Genomic DNA, 21472 nt, shown 5'->3' with positions numbered 1-21472 from the left:
TTCCGGCGCCTGTGGGACGTGCATTCGGGTCATCTGAAGCGTCGCGGCGGGGCGTGTGGGGTGGATCCGTCGCCTGCGGTGCGGGGCGGATCCGCGCGACGGCGATCGTGGGGTCCCACCGGGGTGGATCGCGGGGGCGGATCCGCGTGAGCGCCCGCGTGCGCCGGCGCACGACGGGGCGTGTGGGCGGCGGCGCGGCTCCAGATGACGCGAATGCACCTTCCGCGGACCGCTGAACGTGCATTCGCGTCATCTGGAGCGCGGCGGCGGGGCGCGAGGGCCGTGGTGCGGCCCGCGGCGGGGTCGCGTCGCGCGTCGATCCGGAGCATGATCGGAGCATGCCCACGGTTCTGCTCGTCGACGATCACGCCACCATGCGCGCCGGATTCCGCATGATCCTGGAGGCCGCCGGCCTCGAGATCGCGGGCGAGGCGGCGACCGGCGCCGAGGGGGTCGAGCGCGCCGCGAAGCTCGCTCCGGACGTCGTGTTCATGGACGTGCAGATGCCCGACATGGACGGCATCGAGGCGACCAGGCGCATCATCCGAGCCGGATCCGCCGCGAGCGTCGTCATCGTCACGACTTTCGATCGCGACGACTACCTCTTCGCCGCCCTCGACGCGGGCGCGAGCGGGTTCCTCCTGAAGAACGCCGGGCCGGAGGAGCTCGTGAACGCGGCCCGCGTCGCCGCCGCAGGCGACGCGCTCCTCGCACCCGAGGTGACGCGTCGGGTCATCGAGCGGCACGGCGGATCCGCTCATATTCCGGAAGAGGAATCCCCTCTGATCGAGGTGGATCTCACGGAGCGCGAGGCCGAGGTGCTGCGGCTGCTGGCGGCGGCGATGAGCAACGCCGAGATCGCGGCCGACCTGTTCATCGGGGAGGCCACGGTGAAAACCCACGTGTCGAACATCCTTCAGAAGACGGGCGCTCGCGACCGCGTCGCGGCCGTCGTGTGGGCGTACCGGCACGGCCTCGTCTGAGCGCAGGGCGGGCTCGACCCGCGGCGCTGGCCCGGAGTGCGGTCCTTGGGGTCCTCGAGTGACCATGTTCTCGCCGAGTGACCAAGATTATTCGTGGTCGCTCGGTGATCTCATGGGCGCTCGGGGGCGCGCGGGGCCTGCGGTGTGGGCGCTGGCGCGGGCGCGGTGTGGCGAGCGGGAGGCTGCGGGGCTGCCCGTGGTGTGGGGTTCCGGGGATACGGGATCCTCGAGTGACCACGTTTTCGGCGAGTGACCACGGTATTTCGTGGTCGCTCGGCGAGAACCTGGTCGCTCGGCGCGTCGTGGGGTGCGCGGCGGGCAAGGAATGCGCGAGGGCGCGGGCGCATCGGGCGGCGAGGTAGAATCCCGCGGTGCCCTTCACCGCTCGCCGCATCCTCGTCGCCGGCGTCTCGGGTGTGGGCAAGAGCACCCTCGCGGCGCGGGCCAGCGTGGCGCTCGACATCCCCTACGTCGAGATGGACGACCTGCACTGGGGCCGCGACTGGGCGCCCCGCCCCGACTTCCTCGACGAGGTGCGCGCCCTCGCGGCCCGCGACGCCTGGATCACCGAGTGGCAGTACGCATCCGCCCGCCCGATCGTGCTCGAGCGCGCCGAGGCGATCGTGTGGCTCGACCTGCCCACGCCCGTGCAGATGGCGCGGCTCGCGCGCCGCACGGTGTCGCGCCGGGTGCGGCGCACGCCGATCTGGAGCGCCGGGCTCGTCGAGCCGCCGCTGCGGACCGCGCTCTCGGATCCCGACCACATCCTGCGCTGGGGCTGGCGCACGCGGAACAAGTACCGCCGGGGCGACACTTCGATCGCCGAGCGCACCCGCGGCCGCGAAGACATCGAGATCGTGCACCTGCGGAGCGCCCGCGCCGCCGACCGCTGGGTTGCGGGGCTCGCGCGGCCCTGATCCGAGGATCCGGCCGTCGCACCTCGCGAGGTGCGGTGGATCCGCCCGTCAGCCGAAGATCATCGGCAGGTCGTCTTCGTCCTCTTCCGCGCGGAGGTCGAGGTCGACCATCACGGGCACGTGGTCGCTCGGGCCCTCGCCCTTGCGCTCGTCGCGCTCGATCGAGGCGTGCTCGACGGCGTCGGCGAAGGCGCGAGATCCGAGGATGAAGTCGATGCGCAGGCCCTCGTCGCGGGGGAAGCGCAGCTGCTTGTAGTCCCAGAACGTGAAGCCCTCGGGCACGAGCGGACGCACGACGTCCGACAGGCCGGCGCTCTCGAGAGCCCGGAACGCCTCGCGCTCGGCGGGGGAGACGTGCGTCGTGACGCCCTCGACGATCGACGGATCCCCGTTGTCGGCGTCGAGCGGCGCGATGTTGAAGTCGCCCGTCAGGGCGAGGGGCAGGTCGGGATCCGCCGCCAGTGCGTCGGCCGCGTACTGCCGCAGCGCGTCGAGGAACCGCAGCTTGTAGGCGTAGTGCGGATCGTCGAGGCCGCGGCCGTTGGGCACGTACAGGCTCCAGAGGCGCACGCCGTCGATCAGCGCCGAGATCGCGCGAGCCTCGAGCGGGGCGTCATCGCCCTCATACCCCTTCTGGAACCCGGGCATTCCCGGGAAGGAATATTCGACGTCCTCGAGCGGCTCGCGGCTCGCGATGGCCACGCCGTTCCACTGGTTGAGGCCGTGCGCCTCCACCTGGTAGCCCGCCCGCTCGAAGGCCTCGTACGGGAACTGATCCGGCTTGCACTTGATCTCCTGCATGAGCAGCACGTCGACGTCGGCGCGGTCGGCGAAGCCCACGATCCGTTCGACGCGCGCGCGGACGGAGTTGACGTTCCAGGTGGCGATGCGCATGGATCCAGCCTAATTCGGGCGCAGGAGCGGCGGATCCGCGGTCAGGCGCGATCCGCCCGGTCGCGGCGCTTCCAGAGGCCGACGTACCCGAAGAACAGGACGGCTCCCGCGGCGAAGGTCGTCACGATCAGGATGTTCGTGTGCCGATCGCGTGCTTCCGCGCAGGTGATCCCGAACTCGAGCGCCTCGATGTCGTGCTTCAGCACCTGCTGATTGAACGTCGCCATGTTCTGGTCGGAGGAGAGCTCCTGGCCGGTCCGCACCGTGGGCGGCTTCCACCGGGACGGCCCGGCGTTGGCGCACGTGTACGTGGCGTATCCGCTCTCCTCGGTGTCCGACTGCACCTGCACCTCGGGGGTGTGGAACCAGGCGAACAGCACCATCGCGAGCGCCGCTGCGACGACGATGACGGAGGCGGGGCGCTTCCACCGGCCGGGTGCGACGGGGGTTGGCTGCGGGTCGCTCATCACTCTGATCCCTCTCAGGGCTGGTGCAACAACGAGATGATCCGGATCCGACGCTACAGCCGCGGGTCGGATCCCCACTTCAGGTTGTCGAAGAGGTCGTCGACGGCCGTCCTGTCGTAGGCCTCCGCGCGGGGCGCCGTGGGGAAGTCGAGTCGGCGGAGCAGGTCGGCGAACTGCCGGCCGGCGCGCAGCCGCTCCACGATCGCGTCGGTGACCTCGTCGACGGCGCGGCGGGAGTAGCCCCCGCCGGCGAACAGCCCGGGCTTCTTCAGCGGGTGCGATGCGAGCCACTCTTCGAGGGGCGACTGTGCGTCAGCCATGATTCCAGCCTATGGGGTGCTGAATAGACTGGATCGCATGGCCATCGCATCCACGCCCGCGCTCGAATCCGACCGTCAGAACCTCATCCGGCTCATCACGGACGAGGCGGTGTTCCACGGCGACTTCACGCTGTCGAGCGGCAAGAAGGCGACGTACTACGTCGACATGCGCAAGCTCACGCTCGACCACCGCGCCGCCCCCGCGATCGGCCGCATCATGAGCGACCTCATCGCCGACATCGACGGCGTCGTCGCGGTCGGCGGGCTCACGCTGGGCGCGGATCCCATCGCCAACGCCGTCATGCACGCGACGGCCGACGGCGACCACCCGCTCGACGCGTTCGTCGTGCGCAAGGAGCCGAAGGATCACGGCCGCGGCCGGCAGATCGAGGGCGCCGAGGTGGAGGGGCGTCGCGTGGTCGTGCTCGAGGACACGTCGACGACGGGCCAGTCGGCCCTGAAGGCCGTCGAGGCGCTCCGTCGCGCCGGTGCGGAGGTCGTCGCGGTGGCCGTGATCGTCGACCGCAAGACCGGGGCGCAGGCCGCGATCGAAGCCGAGGGTCTCGAGTGGCGCGCCGCGATCGACCTCGACGACCTCGGGCTCGCCCCGCAGTGACGTCCCGCGCCCCGTCGCCGTCCCCGGGGACGCGTCGGCGGTAGCCTTCCCTCATGACCCGCATCGCGCTGGCCGTCGACCTCGGCGGCACCAAGATCGAGACCGGACTCGTCGACGACGCGGGGCGCGTGCTCGACGGCAGCCGTCACCGCCAGCCGACGGGCCGGGAGATCGATCCCGCAGGGCTGCGCGCGGCCGTCAGCGCCGTCGTCGGATCCGCGCTCGACGCCCTGCCGCGCGACGCGACGTTCGTCGGGGCGGGGATCGGGTCGGCGGGGCCCGTGGATCTCGCCTCCGGCACGATCGCGCCCGTGAACATGCCGTCCGCCCACGGGTTCCCGCTCGTGGAGGCCGTGGCCGACGCGGCCATCGCCGGCACCGGGCTGGCCGACGTCGAGGCGCGCCTGCGGCACGACGGGGGCTGCCTCGCGCTCGCCGAGTCGTGGCGGGGGGCGGCGGCCGACGCCAGGGCCTCGCTGTCGATCGTCGTCTCGACCGGCGTCGGGGGCGGGATCGTCGTCGACGGCCGTCCGGTCGGCGGCGCCTCCGGCAACGCCGGGCACCTCGGGCAGACCGCTGCGGCCGAGCACGGCGGCGAGCTGACGCTGGAGGAGGTCGCGTCGGGGCCGGCGAGCGTGCGGTGGGCGCAGCTGTCGGGCTGGAGCGGGGCGACGGGGGAGGACCTCTCGCGCGACGCCGCTCGCGGCGACCGCATCGCCCGCCAGGCGATCGAGCGGTCCGCGCGGGCGGTCGGACTCGCCCTCGCCGACGCGTCGACGCTGCTCGATCTCGATCTCGTCGCCATCTCGGGTGGCTTCTCGTTCGTCTCCGACGACTACGTCGACCTCGTCGCCTCCGCCCTGCGCGACTGGGCGAGCCTGCCCTACGCCCGCCAGACGCGCGTCGTGCGCAGCGGCCTCGGCCCCGACGGCCCGCTCGTCGGAGCGGCCGCCCTCGCGCTGCTCTGAGAGCCGCCCGGGCGGCGCTTCCTCAGTTCGGGCAGGCGGCGCGGCGGTGGCCCGGGGATCCGGCTGTCTCGGGATCGCGCGAGATTCTCGGGGATTCGGGGTAGGGGCGAGATGGTCGGGTGATTTCGAGATGCTCGGCGCTCATCGTTCCGTCGGAGATCCGTCCCGCGACCCGAAGGATCCCCGTCAGCCGGTGTTCCGCCGACAGGACGGCCTACTGCCGCGGCCCGAAGGCGTCGTCGTCATCGCGTCCGTTCCGCATGCGCCCGATGCGCATGATGAGGAGGACGATGCCGGCCACGCAGGTGAGGCCGGCGACGATGAGGAAGGCGTCGCCCATGACTACTCCTCGGTCTCGTTCTCTTCCGCGAGCAGATCCGCGACGCTCGAGACGATCTCGCTCGGGCGGAACGGGTAGCGGTCGATCTCGCGGGTGTCGCTGATGCCGGTCATGACGAGCACGGTGTGCAGACCCGCCTCGATGCCGGCGACGATGTCGGTGTCCATGCGGTCGCCGATCATGCCCGTGTTCTCGCTGTGCGCGCCGATGCGATTGAGCGCCGAGCGGAACATCATCGGGTTCGGCTTGCCGACGACGTACGGCTCCTTGCCTGTCGCCTTCGTGATGAGCGCGTTGATGGCGCCGGTCGCGGGCAGCGGGCCCTCCGCCGACGGACCGGTCGCATCGGGGTTCGTCGAGATGAACCGCGCCCCGCCGTTGATGAGGCGGATCGCCTTCGTGATCGCCTCGAACGAGTAGTTGCGCGTCTCGCCGATCACCACGTACTCGGGATCGGTCTCGGTCATGATGAAGCCGGCCTCGTGCATGGCGGTGAGGATCCCCGCCTCGCCGATCACGAACGCGGTGCCTCCCGGCGACTGCTGCTGCAGGAACGTCGCGGTCGCGAGGGCCGACGTCCAGATGCTCTCCTCCGGCACGTCGATGCCGCTGGCCCGCAGCCGCGCCGAGAGGTCGCGCGGCGTGAAGATCGAGTTGTTGGTGAGCACGAGGAACGGGGTGCCCTCGTCGCGCCACTGCGCGAGCAGCTCGGGCGCGCCGGGGATCGCCCGGTTCTCGTGGACGAGCACGCCGTCCATGTCGGTCAGCCAGCACTCGATGCCGCCGCGGTTCGTCATGGCGCCAGCCTAGGCGTCCTGACGCGGAAAGCCACCTCCCACGCGGCGGGCCGGATCGGGCGCGGCCGGCGTGCGCCCCTGGCCCAGCTCGCGAGGGATTCTCGCCGCCCCGCGCCCGCCGCCGCCCGCCCGGGCGCCGGGAGCGAGATCGACGTATCCGCCGCCGCGCGCCGCGCACGGGCGAGCGGGGATCCGACATAGCCTCGGGTCTGTGAGCACGAGCGCGCACGATGCGTGGGATCCGACGGCGCTGCCCTCTCAGGAGGGCAGGTGCTACCTCGTCACGGGTGCGAACGCGGGCCTCGGATACTTCGCCTCCGAGAAGCTCGCGCGCGCCGGCGCGCACGTGATCCTCAGCGGCCGCCATCCCAACCGCCTCGCGGCCGCGCACGACGCGCTGGCGGCCCGCGTGCCGGGGGCGTCGGTCGAGACGCTGCTGCTCGACGTGGCGAATCCCGGATCCATCCGCGCCGCCGCCGCGAGCGTGCGGGGAGGCCTGTTCCAGCGCACGCGCCTCGACGGCGTGATCTTCAACGCCGGGCTCGTGCACACGCCGCGTCATCGCGAGAAGACCCGCGACGGCCGCGAGCTGGTGTTTGCGACGAACGTGCTGGGCCACTTCATCCTCGGCGCGGAGCTGCTCGTGCCGCTCGCCCGCTCGGCGACCTCCCGCTGGTCGCCCCGCATCGTGTGGCTCGGCAGCATGTCGACGTGGCTGGGGAAGTATGCCCCGAACGACATGCAGCTCGACGAGGGGTACACGCCGTGGAAGGCGTACGTGCAGTCGAAGGTCGCCGTGCAGGCGCTCGGCCTCGAGGTCGACGCGCGGCTGCGCGACGCGGGGGTGCCCGTCGAGAGCGTCATCGCGCACCCGGGCTACTCGATCGGGGGGCGCACCTCGCGCGTCGCCGGCGTCAACGAGCCCGGCGCGTGGAAGCGGCTGCGCGACATGATGCAGGCGCCCATCGCGCAGAGCAAGGAGCGCGGCGCCGACTCGGTGCTGAGGGCGCTGCTGGATCCGCGCGTCCACGGCGGCGACTACTGGGGGCCGAAGCGCATCACGCGCGGCGAGCCCGTGCGGCAGCGCCCCTCGCGCACCTCGATGGATCCGGAGGTGCGTCGGCGCGTGTGGGAGGCGTGCGAGGACCTCTCCGGCCTCACCTGGCCGTTCGAGCGCGCCGCCCGATTCGTGCGCTGACCGCACCGCGTACGCTGGAGGGCATGCCTACGAGCCCGGCCGCCGACGACTACCTCAAGGCGATCTGGGCCCATACGGAGTGGCAGGACGACCCGATCACGCCGTCGGCTCTCGCCTCCGCCCTCGGGGTCGCGCCGTCGAGCGTCAGCGAGATGGTGCGCAAGCTCGCCTCCTCGGGGCTGGTCGATCATGCCCCGTACCGCGCCGTGACGCTCACCGAGGCGGGGCGCGTCCGCGCGCTCGCCATGACCCGCAGGCACCGCATCATCGAGACGTGGCTCGTGCGCGAGTTCGACTACGCCTGGGACGAGGTGCACGACGAGGCCGAGGTGCTGGAGCACGCGCTGAGCGACCGGCTGCTCGATCGCATCGACGCCCGGCTGGGCCGCCCGGCGGTCGACCCGCACGGCGACCCGATCCCGCAGGCCGACGGATCCGTCGCCCGCGAGCCGTTCGCGCTGCTCGCCGAGGCGGCGGAGGGGCACGCGGGCCGCGTGCTGCGGGTCAGCGACCGGGATCCGCTGCTCCTCCGGGCGATCACGGCGTGCGGCATCGACGTGGGCACGCCGGTCGTCGTGCGCCCCGGCGGCGTCGAGGTCGGCGGCGCGCTCGTCGAGCTGCCGGACGGCGCCGCGGAAGCGGTGTGGCTGTCGGATCCGTCGGGCGCGGCCCGGCCGTGATCCGCGATTGAATGGACGCATGACCGACGAGCCCGCCCCCGCTCCCCACCGCGAGGCCTCCACGCACGGCGTCGGCCCCTGGCCGGGGGAGTGGCCGGAGGGCGACCACTGGGATCCCGAGCTGCTCGAGAACGGCGACAGCCGCAACGTCGTCGATGCATACCGCTACTGGAATATGGACGCCATCATCGCGGACCTCGACACGCGGCGGCATCCGTTCCACGTCGCGATCGAGAACTGGCAGCACGACATGAACATCGGGTCGATCGTGCGCAGCGCCAACGCGTTCCTGGCCGACACGTTGCACATCATCGGCCGGAAGCGCTGGAATCGCCGGGGTGCGATGGTCACCGACCGCTACCAGCACGTCGTCCACCACCCCGACGTGGCGACCTTCGCGGCGTGGGCCCAGGGGGAGGGGATCCCGATCCTCGCCGTCGACAACGTCGGCGACGCCCAGCCCGTCGACCGCGCGGACCTGCCGGAGCGCTGCGTGCTGCTGTTCGGCCAGGAGGGCCCGGGGCTCAGCGAGGAGGCGCTCGCGGCGTCGCAGGCGCGCATCGAGATCACGCAGTACGGATCCACCCGCTCGATCAACGCCTCCGCGGCGGGCGCCGTCGTGATGTACGAGTGGTGCCGGAGGTGGGCGGGGGAGCGGTGAGGGTCGGAACCCGCGGCGGTCGCCGATGACGGAGCGCGTCGAGATCGGCGTCTCGTACACGGGATGGCCCGTGCGCGCCCGAGGGGACTACGCGTTCGGCCTGGACGTCCTGTCGGAGGATCTGGTAGCCGACTGCCTCTCCTGGGTGCGCTGGTTCAACCGCGCGTTCTCCCCGGAGGACGGATGGGTGAGCGCCCAGACCGAGCGCTCCCACTTCGCGCGCGGTCGCGAGCTGCGGGATCGGCTGCAGCGCGAGCTGGGCGCCGCCTACGTCGTCGAGCTGACGGGCATGTATCCGGGGACCGTCGGCTGGTGAGCGCCTGCGGCGCGGTCCCGTGTCTCGGAAGGCGTCGGAATGAGCGTTCGATACCCGCGGGACGTGAGACACGGGTCCAGCACCCCGGGCACCGTGTCTCACGAACGGTCGGAGTGAGCGCCGGATCTCCGCCGAACGTGAGACACGGGTTCCCGGCCCCGCGTGCCGTGTCGCATGCCGCGTGGGAAGGAGCGGGCCCACACCCGCAGAAGGCGAGACATGGGTGCGCGGCCCCACCCGCCCCGTTCCATGCCTTGCGGGAGTGGGCGTGCCATACCCGCTGACACGGCCCCGTCCGGTGCACGACGACGCCATTTCTCGCCCGGCTCGGCGGACACGCCGCGTTCGGGCCGGGTAGGCCGACTTCTGGCGTCGCCGTGCACTCGACGCCCCGCGCCCCGCGGGCTCGACGGATCCCGCGCTCAGGCCGCCTGGCGCAGCCAGGCCGTCCCGCGCACGCGGCGCGCGAGCGTGAGGCAGCGCATGCCCATCAGCACGGCGAAGAAGCCGATCGCGACGCCCATGAGCCCCCAGGATCCGGTGGGCACGGTCATGAGCAGCACGAGCAGGTAGACGACGAACGGCACGAGGTTCACGAGCCCGGCGAGGGCGAGGTAGCGGGCGTCGTTCGCGCCCATGAGTACCCCGTCGAGCACGTAGACGACGCCGGCGAGAGGCTGCAGGATCCCCATCACGACGAGCGAGGGCAGGATGAGCCACGACATCGCCCACTCGCCCGTGAAGGCGACGCCGACGAGGGGCGACAGCCCCGCGATCGCCAGCCCCAGCGCGCCGCCGCCGACGGCGCCCCATGCGACGGTGCGGCGCAGCACCTCCCGCACGCTCTCCTCGTCGCCCGCCCCGAGGTGCTTTCCGATGAGCGCCTGCGCCGCGATGGCGAGCGCGTCGAGGGCGAAGGCGGCGATCGACGAGATCGTGAAGACCACCTGCCAGCCCGCGAGCTCCTCGGTGCCGATCATCGAGGCGGTCGCGACCGTCAGCAGCAGGCCGGTGCGCAGGGCGGCGGTGCGCAGCAGCAGCCAGCCGCCTGTCCGCGCGGTGCCGCGCACGCCCGACCGGGTCGGCGCGGTCGAGGCCCCGTGGGTGCGCGCGAGCCGGGCGACGATGATCGCGTACGCGACGACCATGCCCCACTGCGCCGCGACCGTGCCGGCGGCGGATCCCGCGATCCCCCACTCGAGCCCGTAGATGAACAGCCAGTTGAGCAGCGCGTTGGCGCCGAAGCCGACGCCGGCGATCCAGAGGGGCGTCACGGTGTCCTGCAGGCCGCGCAGCAGCCCGGTGGCGGCGAACACGATGAGCATCGCGGGGAGCCCCCACATCGACAGGCCGAGGTAGATCTCGGCCTGCTCGGCGACCTCGGCCGAGGGGCGGAACAGCGACACCGCCCACGGCGTGAGCAGGTAGCCCGACACCGCGAGGGCCGCGCCGATGCCCAGGGCGAGCCACATCCCGTCGATGCCGCGCGACACGGCTCCCGACCAGTCGCCGCGGCCGACGAGGCGCGCGACGGCGGGCGTCGTCGAGTACGCGAGGAACACCATCAGCCCGACGATCGTGTTGAGCACTCCCGCGCCGATCCCGATGCCCGCGAGGGGCGCGACGCCGAGGTGGCCGATCATGACGGAGTCGAGCGCGATGAACAGCGGCTCGACGACGAGCGACCCCAGTGCGGGCAGCGCGAGCCGCAGGATGTCGCGGTTGAGGGAGGGGGGGCGGGGCACGGATCCAGCGTAGGCGCGCCGCGGGCCGCGGCGGGTTCGCGGGCGCCTCGGTCGACTCCCGCGAGCTCGCCCGGAGGCGCGCGCCGAGCTGATCCGCGGATCCCGCGCACTCGGGGCGAGGCGGTGCTCGGGTCGCGGAGACGCATGTCGCACGGGCCGGGGCCGCGCCGTTTCGCGTACTCGGAGGTGCGGCGCGGCGCCCGGGGCGCGGAAGCGCGCGTCTGACGGCCGCGGCCTCCGTTTCGCCTAATCGAAGGGCGCGATCGTCTCCGGATCGCAGAAACGCACGTTGAACGGCCTGGGGTTCCGCCATTTCGCGTACTCGGAGGGCGTGATCGTCTCCGGGTCGCAGGAGCGCATGCTGAATGGCCGCGGGTTCCGCCGTTTCGCCTCCTCGGGAGATCAGTGCGGCGCCCGGGTCGCGAAAACGCACGTCGCACGGATCGGGGTTGCGCCGTTTCGCGTACGCGGAGGCGCGGCGCGGCGCCCGGGTTGCGGAAACGCACCTCGACCGGTTTCGGGTTCCGCCGTTTCGCGTACTCGAAGGGCGTGATCGTTTCCAGGTCGCAGGAACGCATGCTGAACGGCCGCGGGTTCCGTCGTTTCTCGTCCTCAGGAGATCAGTGCGGCGCCCGGGTCGCAGAAACGCACGCTGAACGGCCTGGGGTCCCGCCCTTTTGCATACTCGGTGGATCACCGCGGTGCTCGGGTCGCAGAAACGCATGTCGCACGATCGCGGGTTCCGCCGTTTCGCGTACTCGAAGGGCGCGATCGTCTCCGGGTCGCAGAAACGCACGCTGGACGGCCTGGGGCGCCGCCCTTTTGCATACTCGGTGGATCAGCGCGGTGCTCGGGTCACAGAAACGCATGTCTCACGGCCCCGGGTTCCGCCATTTCGCGTACTCAGGGGGGCCAGCGTGGTGCGCGGGTCGCGGAAATGCACGTCGCACAGCCCCGGGATCCGCCGTTCCGCGTACTTGGGAGGGCCAGCCTGGGCCCGGGTCGCGGAAACGCACGTCGCACAGCCCCGGGATCCGGCGGTGCTCGCGGGTCGTCCGGCCGCGAGATCGGGTGGCCCCGCCGGTCTGCGGACGCACCGCCGCGCCCCGCTTCGAATGTCGGAGGCCGTGCCTACGATGGAGCCCATGACGCTTCCCGCAGGCCTCGCGATCGAGGAGTTCTCCGCCGACATCCGCCCGCAGGACGATCTGTTCCGCCACGTCAACGGCGCGTGGATCGACCGCACCGAGATCCCGGGCGACAAGGCCCGATGGGGCGCGTTCCACCAGATCGCCGAGCAGGCGGAGCGCCACGTGCGCGAGATCGTCGACGAGTCGCAGGGCGCCGATCCGGGCACCGAGGCGCGCAAAGTCGGCGACCTCTTCACCTCGTTCATGGACACGGCCGCGATCGCCGAGAGGGGCACGGAGCCGATCGCCGATCAGCTCGCCGTCGTCGACCGCATCGCCGACATCCCGGGCTTCCTCGCCGCCTCCGGCCGGCTCGACCGCGAGGGCGTGCCCGGCGTCATCGGGCTGTTCGTCGAGCCCGACCCGGGCGACCCCACCCGCTACGTTCCGTTCGTCGTGCAGTCGGGGCTCTCGCTCCCCGACGAGCAGTACTACCGCGACGAGGCGTTCGCCGAGATCCGCACGGCCTTCCGCGCCCACGTGCAGCGCATGCTCGAGCTCGCGGGCCTCGACGACGCCTCCGCGCAGGCCGATCGCATCGTCGCCCTCGAGACCGAGATCGCCTCGCACCACTGGGACAACGTGCGCAGCCGCGACGCCGTCGCCACCTACAACCTCGTGCCGTGGGTCGAGGCCCAGCGGCTCGCGGGCGTCGACCTCCAGCCGTGGCTCGACGCCGTGCGGGGAGACGCCGCGTCGGCCGATGCGTTCGCCGAGGTCAACGTCTACCAGCCCTCGTTCCTCACCGGCCTCGGATCCCTGCTCGTCGAGGAGCGACTCGACGACTGGCGGGCGTGGCTGCGGTACGCCGTCATCCGCTCGTCGGCGGCCTACCTGACCGACGCGCTCGTCGACGAGAGCTTCGCCTTCTACGGCACGGCGCTCACGGGCGTGCCGAAGATCCGCGAGCGCTGGAAGCGCGGCATCTCCCTCGTCGAGGGCGCGATGGGCGAGGCCGTCGGCCGCATCTACGTCGAGCGGCACTTCCCTCCCGAGGCGAAGCAGCAGATGGACGAGCTGGTCGCGAACCTCATCGAGGCCTACCGGCGCTCGATCCGCTCGCTCGAGTGGATGAGCCCCGATACGCGCGAGCGCGCCCTCGAGAAGCTCGACAGCTTCACGCCCAAGATCGGCTACCCGTCCGCGTGGCTCGACTACTCGGCCCTCGAGATCGACCCCGCCGACCTCGTCGGCAACGTGCGGCGCGCGAACGCGTTCGAGCACGACCGGCAGCTGCGCAAGGTCGGCGGGCCCATCGACCGCGACGAGTGGCAGATGACCCCGCAGACGGTCAACGCCTACTACCACCCGCTCATGAACGAGATCGTGTTCCCCGCCGCGATCCTCCAGCACCCGTTCTTCGACTCCGAGCGCGACGCGGCCGCCAACTACGGCGGCATCGGCGCCGTCATCGGCCACGAGATCGGGCACGGCTTCGACGACCAGGGCTCCCAGTACGACGGCACGGGCGCCCTCCGCAACTGGTGGACCGACGACGACCGGGCGGCGTTCGAGCAGCGCACGAAGAGCCTCATCGCGCAGTACGACGCGCTCACCCCGCGCGGCCTCGATCCGCAGCACACCGTCAACGGATCCCTCACCATCGGCGAGAACATCGGCGACCTCGGCGGCCTCAGCATCGCCCTGAAGGCCTACGAGCTGTCGCTCGACGGCGCCGAGCCCGAGGTCATCGACGGCTTCACCGGCGTGCAGCGGGTCTTCCTCTCCTGGGCGCAGGTGTGGCAGCAGAAGTCGCGCGACGCCGAGACGCTGCGCCTGCTCGCCATCGACCCGCACTCGCCCAACGAGTTCCGCTGCAACCAGATCGTACGCAACATCGACGCCTTCTACGAGGCGTTCGACGTGGCAGAGGGCGACGACCTGTGGCTCGCCGGCGACGAGCGTGTGACGATCTGGTGACGGAGGGCGACACGCCGCGGAACCCGGCGCACAATAGGAGAGACCTTCGGCGCTTCGCCGTGCGGGTGGGGACGGACACCGGCGCAGCGCTGTCCCCCGCGGGAGCCTCCGGGCGCCCGCCCGTCCGAGGAGGATCCGTGGGCACCGAACCCACCGGCCGGGCCGCATCGCTGAGGGGAGAGCGCCGCGGCACGGGAAGCCGCCGTCGTGCGCCCCGTCGCGCCCCCGGAACGCTGCGGATGCGCGCCACGATGCGAGCCCTCGACGAAATCGCGCACGTCGGCGCCCGCATCGGCATCCAGGTCTCCGACGTCGATTCGGGGCACACTCTGCTCGCCGCCGACGCGCACGTCGCGCTGCCCGTGTCGGAGGTCGGCGTGCTGCCGCTCCTCGTCGAGGTCGCCTGCCAGATCCGCGACGGCGTGCTCGACCCGGCCGCGCCGGTCGAGCCGTCCGACGAGTCGGAGTTCGGCCTCTGGAGCCACCTGCAGGTCGACGAGCTGCCGCTCGGCGACGTCGCGGCGCTCGCCGCGTCCACCGGCGATCCGCTCGCCTCCAACGCGCTGCTCGACCTCGTCGGCCACGAGAACGTCACCCGCCGCATGGTGTCGCTCGGCATGACCCGCTCGGCCCTGCTCGACCGCTTCCGCGACACCCGCGGCCCCGACGACGCCCCGCACGCCGCGATCGGCACGGCGAGCGAGTACGCCCGCCTGCTGCAGCGCGTGCTGCGCCGCGACGGCGTCGACGAGGAGACGGCGGGCATCGTCACGTCGCTTCTGACGCTGCGTCGCGACGTGAGCCTCGTCGCCGCGCCGATGGCGCTCGATCCGGGCCCCGCGCCCAGCCGCGACGACGATCTCCTGTTCGTCGGCGCCACGGGCCGCGCCGACGGCGTACGCGCCGACACGGGCGTGGTCATGGGCCGCTCGGCCGCGCTCTCCTACGCCCTGTTCGTCGAGTTCGACGACACGTCGCTGCTCATGCGCCACCACGTGCACCGCGCGTTCCACACCCTCGGCGAGGACCTGCTCGAGATCGTCGCGTAGGGGATCCGGCGTCGCGGAGCGGCGGCTCGGCCCGGCCCTCCGTGCCGCCGCGTGCGCACCGTGTCTCGTTTGGTGCGGTTATGGCGCGCGCTTTCCCGCGCGAGTCGAGACATGCCTGGCTGTCGGCCGGATCCGTGTCTCGCTTTGTGCGGGTTCGGCGCCGCTTTTCCCGCAGAAGTCGAGACATGCGCAGGGATGTCGGGCGCACAGCGCAGCGAGGGAGCGCCGTGCTCCGATCCGCCGTGCCGCGTGCGCGCCGTGTCTCACATCGTGCGGGTTCGACGCCGGCTTTCCCGCGGAAGTCGAGACATGCCTGGCTGCCAGCCGGATCCGTGTCTCGCTTTGTGCGGATTCGGCGCCGGTTTTCCCGCGGAAGTCGAGACATGCGCAGGAATGTCGGGCGCACAGCGCAGCGAGGGAGCGCCGTGCTCCGATCCGCGGTGCCCGGCGTGCGCACCGTGTCTCACCTTGTGCGGGTATGGCGCCCGGTTTTCCGCAGAAGTCGAGACATGTCTGGCCGACAGCCGGATTCGTGTCTCACCTTCGGCGGGTACGGCGCTCGCTTTCCCGCAGAAGTCGAGACACGGGGGCGGGGCGCCGATGCCACGGGCGCCCGCGCGTCAGAAGACGATCGTGTGGTTGCCGTCGCGGATGACGCGATCCTCCGCGTGCCAGAGCACGGCCCGGGAGAGCACCGCCCGCTCCACGTCCGCGCCGCGGCGGCGCAGATCGTCGGCCGAGTCGGCGTGCGTCACGCGTGCGACGTCCTGCTCGATGATGGGACCCTCGTCGAGATCCTCGGTCACGTAGTGGCTCGTCGCCCCGATGAGCTTCACGCCCCGCTCGTGCGCCTTGCGGTACGGGTTCGCGCCGATGAACGCGGGCAGGAACGAGTGGTGGATGTTGATGACGGGCACGCCGACCTTCTCGAGGAAGCCGCCCGACAGGATCTGCATGTAGCGGGCGAGCACCACGAAGTCGACGTTGCCCGACAGCAGGCGGAGGATCTCCGCCTCGGACTCCGACTTGTCGGGGCCCTTCTGCGACGGCACGTGGAAGAAGGGCACGCCGAACTGGCGCACGTCCTCGGCCGTGTTCGGGTGGTTCGCGATGACCATGGGCACCGACACGGGCAGCTCGCCGCGGCGGTGCCGCCACAGCAGGTCGAGGAGACAGTGGTCGTCCTTCGACGCGAGGATCGCCATGCGCGGCGGCACCGACATGTCGCGCAGGCGCCACGTCATGCCGAGCGGCGCGAGCGTGTCGGCGAGGTCGGCCTCGATCTCCTCGCGCGCGGCGGAGAAGTTCGCCCGGTGGAACACGACGCGCTGGAAGAACTCGCCGCCCTGCGGATCCGTCGAGTGCTGGTCGAGAGACGTGATGTTCGCGTCGTTGCGCGCGAGAAGCGACGAGACGGCGGAGACGAGGCCCTCCTGGTCGGGGCCGTGCACGATCAGGCTGGCGTGGTCGAGGGACGCGGGGCTCATCGCACCATTGTCTCGCACACCGCGCGTGCCGCGAGACGAGGACGATGCGCTGAGAGGAGGATCCTCAGCGCCGGATCGTCCTCATCTGGCGCGATCGTCCTCTCGTCAGTGCGCCGCCCCGCCCCTCACAGCTCCACGACGCTCGCCGCTCCGGCGAGCTCGCGGGTGTCGGCGCGGTGGCTCACGAGGATCACGATGCGGTCGGCGGTCGCCAGGCGGATGTCCCGCATCATGGCCTCGGCGGTCGGGGCGTCGAGGTGGGCGGTCGGCTCGTCGAGCAGGATCACGTCGGCGCGCGTCAGCAGGGCGCGCGCGACGGCGAGGCGCTGGCGCTCGCCGCCGGAGAGCGAGGATCCGGCGGATCCGACGCGGGTGTCGAGACCGTCCGGCAGGGCCTCCAGCAGGGGCCCGAGGCCCGCGCGCTGGAGCGCGTCGCGCATCTCGTCGTCGCTCGGAGCCGCGTCGCGCGGCCGGGCGAGCAGCAGGTTGCCCCGGATCGTCGAGTCGAACACATACGCGTCCTGGGGACACCAGGCGATCCGCGCGCGCCACGACTCGGCCGTCAGAGCGGGCAGGCGCAGGTCGTCGGCGAGCACGGATCCCTCGGCCGCGGGCAGCGCCCCCATGACGACCGACAGCAGGGTCGACTTGCCGGATCCCGACGGCCCGGACACGATGAGCCACTCGCCCGTGCGCACCGTGCCCGTCACGTCGCGGAACACCGGCTCGGTGCGGCCGGGATAGGAGGCGGCGACGCTCGCGAGCGAGATCTCGCGCACTGGATCGGGCGCCTCCTCGCGGCCCGCGAGCACGGGATCCGGGGCGTCCATGAGCGGCGTCAGGCGGCGCGCGACGGCGGTCAGAGCGGGGATCCGCCGCGCGCCCGAGACGAGCCCCTCGAGGGGCTCGAGAGCGGCGAGGGCGAGCAGGGCGACGACGCAGACGAGCTCGGCCGCGCTCGCCTGCGCGACGGGGGCGACGATCGCGGCCAGCAGCGACGTCGCGAAGGTCACGATCGCGCTCGCGAGGCCCGCCGACCAGGCCGTGCGGCGCTCGGCTCGCGCGAGGCGCCCTCCCGCGCGGTCGAGGCGCGCGAGCGCCGGACCGGCCACGCCGTTCGCGCGCAGCTCGTCCGACGCCGACGCGAGCGCGGACGTGCCGCGCACGAGCGCCGACCGGGCGCGGATCCGGGTGCGGGCGGCGCCGCGCGCGGCGAGGATCGCGACCGCCGTGCCCGCCGCGGCGGCGGCGAGCAGCACGCCCAGCACCAGCCACGTGAGGCCCGGCACGACGAACCCCGTGACGGCCGTGATGCCGACGATCGACAGCACGCCGACCGCGAGAGGGGGGATCGTGCGCGGCAGCTGATCGCGCAGCTCGTCCGACAGCGTGAGGAGGTAGTCGAGCGGCGAGCCGCCCTCGAGCAGGCGCCGCGACCCCGCCCCGCGGCCCGCGATCGCGCGCCACAGCCGCAGCCGCAGCGCGTCGGTCACGCGGAACGCGGCCTCGTGCGTGACGAGGCGCTCCAGGTAGCGCGACACCGCGCGCCCGATGCCGAAGAAGCGCACGCCGACGATCGCGACGAGCAGATACATGATGTACATCTCGACGCTCGCGCGCACGATCAGCCAGCCGGACACGGCGGTCAGCGACAGGCCCATCGCGATCGTCGCGAAGGCGAGCAGGATCCCGCCGATCCAGATGCCGACGGCGGGCGAGAGCAGCCGCCCGAGCGTCGTCCACGCGCCCCCGCCGCCGCGTCCGAGCGCGTGATGGCTGGGGCCGCGCAGCGACGGCAGGCTCAGCGTCGTGCTGTCGGTGAGCTCCGCGAGGCGCGCGCGGTCGGTGACGATCGGCACCCCGACCGTCGAGGAGGTGATGGGCGACGGCTCGTCCGCGAGCGCGTCCTCCGCGGGGATGTCGCCCCGGATCGATGCGGCGCCCGCCGGCAGCGGCGCGTCGTCGGGCTCCGCCCCGCCCGTCACGGGGATCCGCGTGGTCGCGAGGGAGAGCGTCTCGGGCTCGTGCGTCGCGAGGATCACGGTGGCCCGCTCGGCGCGGCGGCGGATCGCGGTGCGCACCAGCTCCGCGGAGCGATCGTCGAGGTGGGCCGTCGGCTCGTCGAGCACGAGCACCGTGGCGCCCTGGTCGACGCGGGCGAGCGCGCGCCCGACGGCGAGGCGGCGCAGCTCGCCGGGGCTGAGCTCGGAGATCGTCGCCTGCGCGACCTTCATGAGCCCGAGCTCTCGCAGCAGCGCCTCGGGCGACTTCGCGCCGTAGAGCGCCAGCTCGTCCCACGGGGTGCCCATGAACGAGCGGGCCGCCTGAGGCGCCCAGCCGACGTGGTCCGCCTCGACGCCGACGATCCACCCGACGGCCTCCGCATCGGCGGGGAGCGTGCCCGTCAGCGCCCCGAGCAGCGTCGACTTGCCGGATCCGGACGGCCCGGTCACGGCGGTGATGCCCGTGAACTCCGCCGAGAAGCGGTCGAGGGTCGGCGCTCCCCGTCCCGCGTAGCGCACCGTGAGGTCGCGGACGGCGACCGGGCCCGGATCCTCGCGCTCCCGCGCCCGCTCGGGCTCGTCGCGCCACGCGGTCCCCGCCGCGATCTCGTCGAGGGTCGGGAATCCGGCGGGCGGCGAGGTCTGCACGGTCTCGCCGCGCGTGAGGGGCAGGGCGAGGGGCGCCGTCATGTCCGCGACGACCGGCAGCGCCGCCCCGCGCAGGTCGGCGCGGCGCGGACCCCGGAGGATCCGCCGCACGCGCTCGAGCGCGCTCAGGCCGTCCTGAGACGCGTGGAACGCGGATCCCATCTCGCGCAGCGCCTGGAAGCACTCGGGCGCGAGGATCAGCGCCAGCAGGGCGTCCTCGAGGCCCACCGTGCCGTTCAGCAGCCGCAGGCCGAGGAACACGGCGACCACCGCGACGGAGATCGTGGAGATGAGCTCGAGCGCGAGCGCCGACAGGAACGCCCACCGCAGCGTCTCCCTGGTGCGCGCGCGGTAGGCCTGCTGGATGCCGTCGAGGGCCTCCGCCTGCTCAGCGACGCGATCGAGGCCGACGAGCACGGGGAGCCCGCGCGCGAGCTCCGTCATGTGGTTCGCGAAGCGGGTGAGCGCCGAGAGCGCCTCGTCGGTGCGCTGCTCGGTGTGCTTGCCGATGAGCGTCATGAAGATCGGCACGAGGGGCACGGTGAGGACGATCACGAGGGCGCTCAGCCAGTCGGCTCCGAGGATCCGCACCCCGAGGATGAGGGGGACGATCGCCGCCTGGATGATCGAGGGCAGCGCGTTCGTGTAGTAGTCGTCGAGGTCGTCGAGGCCGTCGGTCGCGAGGACCGACACGGATCCCTCGCGCTCGGCCCCCGCGCGCCGCGCCCTCGCCGTGGGGAGCTCGGCGTCGCCCGGCGGCTCGTCGGCCTCGGCCGCCTCGGCGTCGCCGCCGGCGATGCGATCCCACAGGCGGCCCCGCAGCGAGCGCTTCACGGCGATCGCGGTGCGCTGCGCGACGACGGCCGTCGCCCAGGTCGCGATCCCCCGCAGCAGCGCGCCGCCCGCGCCCAGCAGCACGACCGTGCGGGTGTCGAGGTCTCCGCTCTGCACCCCCGCGATGCCCGCGGCGACCGCTCCGGCGACGAGCACGAGGCCGAAGCCCTTGAGGGCGGCGAACAGGCCGAGGCCGTAGAGGGAGAAGCGGGAGACCGGCCCCAGCTCGGGGCGGCGCGCCGCCTGCTTCGGTCGGGCCGCTTCGATCTGCCACGGGTCGCTGTTCATCGTGCTCCTCTGCTTATCAGACTCGGCGGCGGCCCTGGCGAGGCGCGCGAACAGGAAGGGGGATGGGGTGCGCGCCGCGCCGGTCTGCGGGGGTCTAGTCGGCCGTCGCCTTCTCGCGCAGCACCGCGGGGATCACGTCGTGCGCGGTCGGGATCATGCCGGGGGTGAGCCGCTTGCGGAACACCCAGTACGACCAGGTCTGGTAGCCGAGCACGATCGGGAGCCCGAACGCGACGACGACCGTCATGACCGTCAGCGTATAGGTGCTGCTCGATGCGTTCCACACCGTGAGGCTGTGAGCGGCGTCGAGGGTCGAGGGGAGGACGTTCGGGAACATCCCCGCGAAGATCGCGCCCGCGCCGGCGAAGATGAACCCGCCGTAGCCGAGGAACGCCAGCCCCTCGCGGCGACGCCGCGCCGCGACCCAGCCGACGAGGAGCCCCGCGACGGCCAGCGCGACGAGGATCCAGGACAGGATCGTGCCTCCGCCGTTCGCGAACTGCACCCAGAGCGCCCACACGGCGGCAGGCAGGAGCAGCAGGGGCGCCCAGGTGGCGCTGAAGCGCGCGGCGCGGTCGCGGATCGCACCATCGGTCTTCAGCGCGAGGAACGTCGCGCCGTGCACCAGCGAGAACCCGACGAGGGCGAGGCCGCCGATCACGGCGGGCGCCGACAGCCACGCGAAGGGCCCGCCCACGCGGTCGCCGTTGTCGTTGATCGGCAGGCCCGTCGAGGTGAGCGCGAGGGCCGCGCCGATCGTGAACGCGACGACGACGGATCCGATGCCGAGCGCCCACGTCCAGAAGCGCACCCAGCGCTCCGTGTTGACCTTGCCGCGGAACTCGATGGCGACCGCGCGCATGATGAGGCCCAGCAGCGCGATGGTCAGCGGGATGTACAGGGTCGAGAACAGCGACGCGTACCACATGGGGAAGGCGGCGAAGATCGCGGCGCCGGCCGTGATGAGCCACACCTCGTTGCCGTCCCACACGGGGCCGATCGTGTTGAGCATCGTGCGACGCTCCTTCTCGTCCCGGGTGGAGAAGAGGAGGTGCATGCCGACGCCGAGGTCGAACCCCTCGAGCAGCAGGAAGCCGATCCACAGCACCCCGATGATGATGAACCAGACGACGGGAAGAACATCCATGGGA

Annotated in this window: 19 protein-coding genes; 10 read left to right on the top strand and 9 right to left on the bottom strand. The window is 72.5% G+C overall.

The features are described from left to right. The first annotated feature begins 338 nt into the window (after nt 1–338). Together NHL53_RS01460 and NHL53_RS01455 are read left to right on the top strand one after the other, a co-directional pair. On the top strand, nt 339–983 hold the full coding sequence (locus tag NHL53_RS01460) for a response regulator (protein WP_433774421.1): 645 nt from the start codon (nt 339–341) through the stop codon (nt 981–983). A gap of 371 nt (nt 984–1354) precedes the next feature. Next, complete coding sequence (locus NHL53_RS01455; protein WP_433774419.1) at nt 1355–1900, top strand: AAA family ATPase; 546 nt, start codon at nt 1355–1357, stop codon at nt 1898–1900. A 48-nt stretch (nt 1901–1948) separates the two neighbouring features. Here NHL53_RS01455 and NHL53_RS01450 read toward each other — a convergent pair whose 3' ends face one another. The 3 genes from NHL53_RS01450 to NHL53_RS01440 are packed head-to-tail and all read right to left on the bottom strand — an operon-like array spanning nt 1949 to nt 3581. After that, nucleotides 1949–2794 carry an exodeoxyribonuclease III gene (locus NHL53_RS01450; protein WP_433774417.1) on the bottom strand — a complete coding sequence of 282 codons (846 nt, stop codon included), beginning with the start codon at nt 2792–2794 and terminating at the stop codon, nt 1949–1951. 41 nt (nt 2795–2835) lie between these two features. After that, the gene (locus NHL53_RS01445; RefSeq protein WP_433774415.1) at nt 2836–3261 is read right to left on the bottom strand and encodes a hypothetical protein; all 426 of its coding nucleotides are present in this window, start codon (nt 3259–3261) and stop codon (nt 2836–2838) included. A gap of 53 nt (nt 3262–3314) precedes the next feature. Further along, nucleotides 3315–3581 carry a hypothetical protein gene (locus tag NHL53_RS01440; RefSeq protein ID WP_433774413.1) on the bottom strand — a complete coding sequence of 89 codons (267 nt, stop codon included), beginning with the start codon at nt 3579–3581 and terminating at the stop codon, nt 3315–3317. A 37-nt stretch (nt 3582–3618) separates the two neighbouring features. Here NHL53_RS01440 and pyrE point away from each other — a divergent pair, with 37 nt between their 5' ends. Both pyrE and NHL53_RS01430 read left to right on the top strand, forming a co-directional pair. Beyond that, on the top strand, nt 3619–4197 hold the full coding sequence (pyrE, locus tag NHL53_RS01435) for an orotate phosphoribosyltransferase (RefSeq protein WP_433774411.1): 579 nt from the start codon (nt 3619–3621) through the stop codon (nt 4195–4197). 53 nt (nt 4198–4250) lie between these two features. Then, nucleotides 4251–5165, top strand: a complete 915-nt coding sequence (locus NHL53_RS01430; RefSeq protein ID WP_433774409.1) for an ROK family protein — start codon at nt 4251–4253, stop codon at nt 5163–5165. Nucleotides 5166–5379: 214 nt separating this feature from the next. Here NHL53_RS01430 and NHL53_RS01425 read toward each other — a convergent pair whose 3' ends face one another. Together NHL53_RS01425 and NHL53_RS01420 are read right to left on the bottom strand one after the other, a co-directional pair. Then, the gene (locus NHL53_RS01425) at nt 5380–5505 is read right to left on the bottom strand and encodes a hypothetical protein (protein ID WP_433774407.1); all 126 of its coding nucleotides are present in this window, start codon (nt 5503–5505) and stop codon (nt 5380–5382) included. Nucleotides 5506–5507: 2 nt separating this feature from the next. After that, a complete protein-coding gene (locus NHL53_RS01420) occupies nt 5508–6302 on the bottom strand; it encodes an HAD-IIA family hydrolase (protein ID WP_433774406.1) in 795 nt (264 codons plus the stop codon). 211 nt (nt 6303–6513) lie between these two features. Between NHL53_RS01420 and NHL53_RS01415 the strand changes: the two genes are divergently transcribed. From NHL53_RS01415 to NHL53_RS01400, 4 genes are read left to right on the top strand one after another with little or no spacing between them, the layout of a single operon-like run. Continuing rightward, nucleotides 6514–7500, top strand: coding sequence for an SDR family NAD(P)-dependent oxidoreductase (locus NHL53_RS01415; protein WP_433774404.1), 987 nt, complete (start codon nt 6514–6516; stop codon nt 7498–7500). A gap of 23 nt (nt 7501–7523) precedes the next feature. After that, nucleotides 7524–8180: a metal-dependent transcriptional regulator gene (locus tag NHL53_RS01410; RefSeq protein ID WP_433774402.1), complete on the top strand. Its 657-nt coding sequence runs from the start codon at nt 7524–7526 to the stop codon at nt 8178–8180. A gap of 19 nt (nt 8181–8199) precedes the next feature. Then, a complete protein-coding gene (locus tag NHL53_RS01405) occupies nt 8200–8841 on the top strand; it encodes a TrmH family RNA methyltransferase (protein WP_433774400.1) in 642 nt (213 codons plus the stop codon). Nucleotides 8842–8866: 25 nt separating this feature from the next. Next, entirely contained in the window at nt 8867–9157 is a 291-nt protein-coding gene (locus tag NHL53_RS01400) for a hypothetical protein (RefSeq protein ID WP_433774398.1), read from the top strand. Between the two features lie 422 nt (nt 9158–9579). On the opposite strand, the gene NHL53_RS01395 is transcribed toward NHL53_RS01400, so the two are convergent. Then, nucleotides 9580–10902, bottom strand: a complete 1323-nt coding sequence (locus NHL53_RS01395) for an MATE family efflux transporter (protein ID WP_433774396.1) — start codon at nt 10900–10902, stop codon at nt 9580–9582. A gap of 1136 nt (nt 10903–12038) precedes the next feature. On the opposite strand from NHL53_RS01395, the gene NHL53_RS01390 reads away from it, so the two are divergent. Together NHL53_RS01390 and NHL53_RS01385 are read left to right on the top strand one after the other, a co-directional pair. Next, nucleotides 12039–14012 carry a M13 family metallopeptidase gene (locus NHL53_RS01390; RefSeq protein ID WP_433774432.1) on the top strand — a complete coding sequence of 658 codons (1974 nt, stop codon included), beginning with the start codon at nt 12039–12041 and terminating at the stop codon, nt 14010–14012. Between the two features lie 137 nt (nt 14013–14149). After that, on the top strand, nt 14150–15061 hold the full coding sequence (locus tag NHL53_RS01385) for a serine hydrolase (protein WP_433774394.1): 912 nt from the start codon (nt 14150–14152) through the stop codon (nt 15059–15061). A 620-nt stretch (nt 15062–15681) separates the two neighbouring features. Here the strand turns inward: NHL53_RS01385 and purU are convergent. The 3 genes from purU to cydB form a co-directional block, all read right to left on the bottom strand. Further along, nucleotides 15682–16548 (bottom strand): formyltetrahydrofolate deformylase, encoded by an 867-nt coding sequence (purU, locus tag NHL53_RS01380; RefSeq protein ID WP_433774392.1) that lies wholly within the window; start codon nt 16546–16548, stop codon nt 15682–15684. Between the two features lie 125 nt (nt 16549–16673). Further along, the gene (cydC, locus tag NHL53_RS01375; protein WP_433774390.1) at nt 16674–20321 is read right to left on the bottom strand and encodes a thiol reductant ABC exporter subunit CydC; all 3648 of its coding nucleotides are present in this window, start codon (nt 20319–20321) and stop codon (nt 16674–16676) included. A 94-nt stretch (nt 20322–20415) separates the two neighbouring features. Further along, nucleotides 20416–21468, bottom strand: a complete 1053-nt coding sequence (cydB, locus tag NHL53_RS01370; protein WP_433774388.1) for a cytochrome d ubiquinol oxidase subunit II — start codon at nt 21466–21468, stop codon at nt 20416–20418. Nucleotides 21469–21472: the final 4 nt, after the last annotated feature.

Source organism: Microbacterium sp. gxy059, from assembly GCF_050958665.1.
GTDB lineage: Bacteria > Actinomycetota > Actinomycetes > Actinomycetales > Microbacteriaceae > Microbacterium.
Note: the sequence above shows the minus strand (reverse complement) of the source record. Positions and strands in the feature narration are given on the sequence as shown.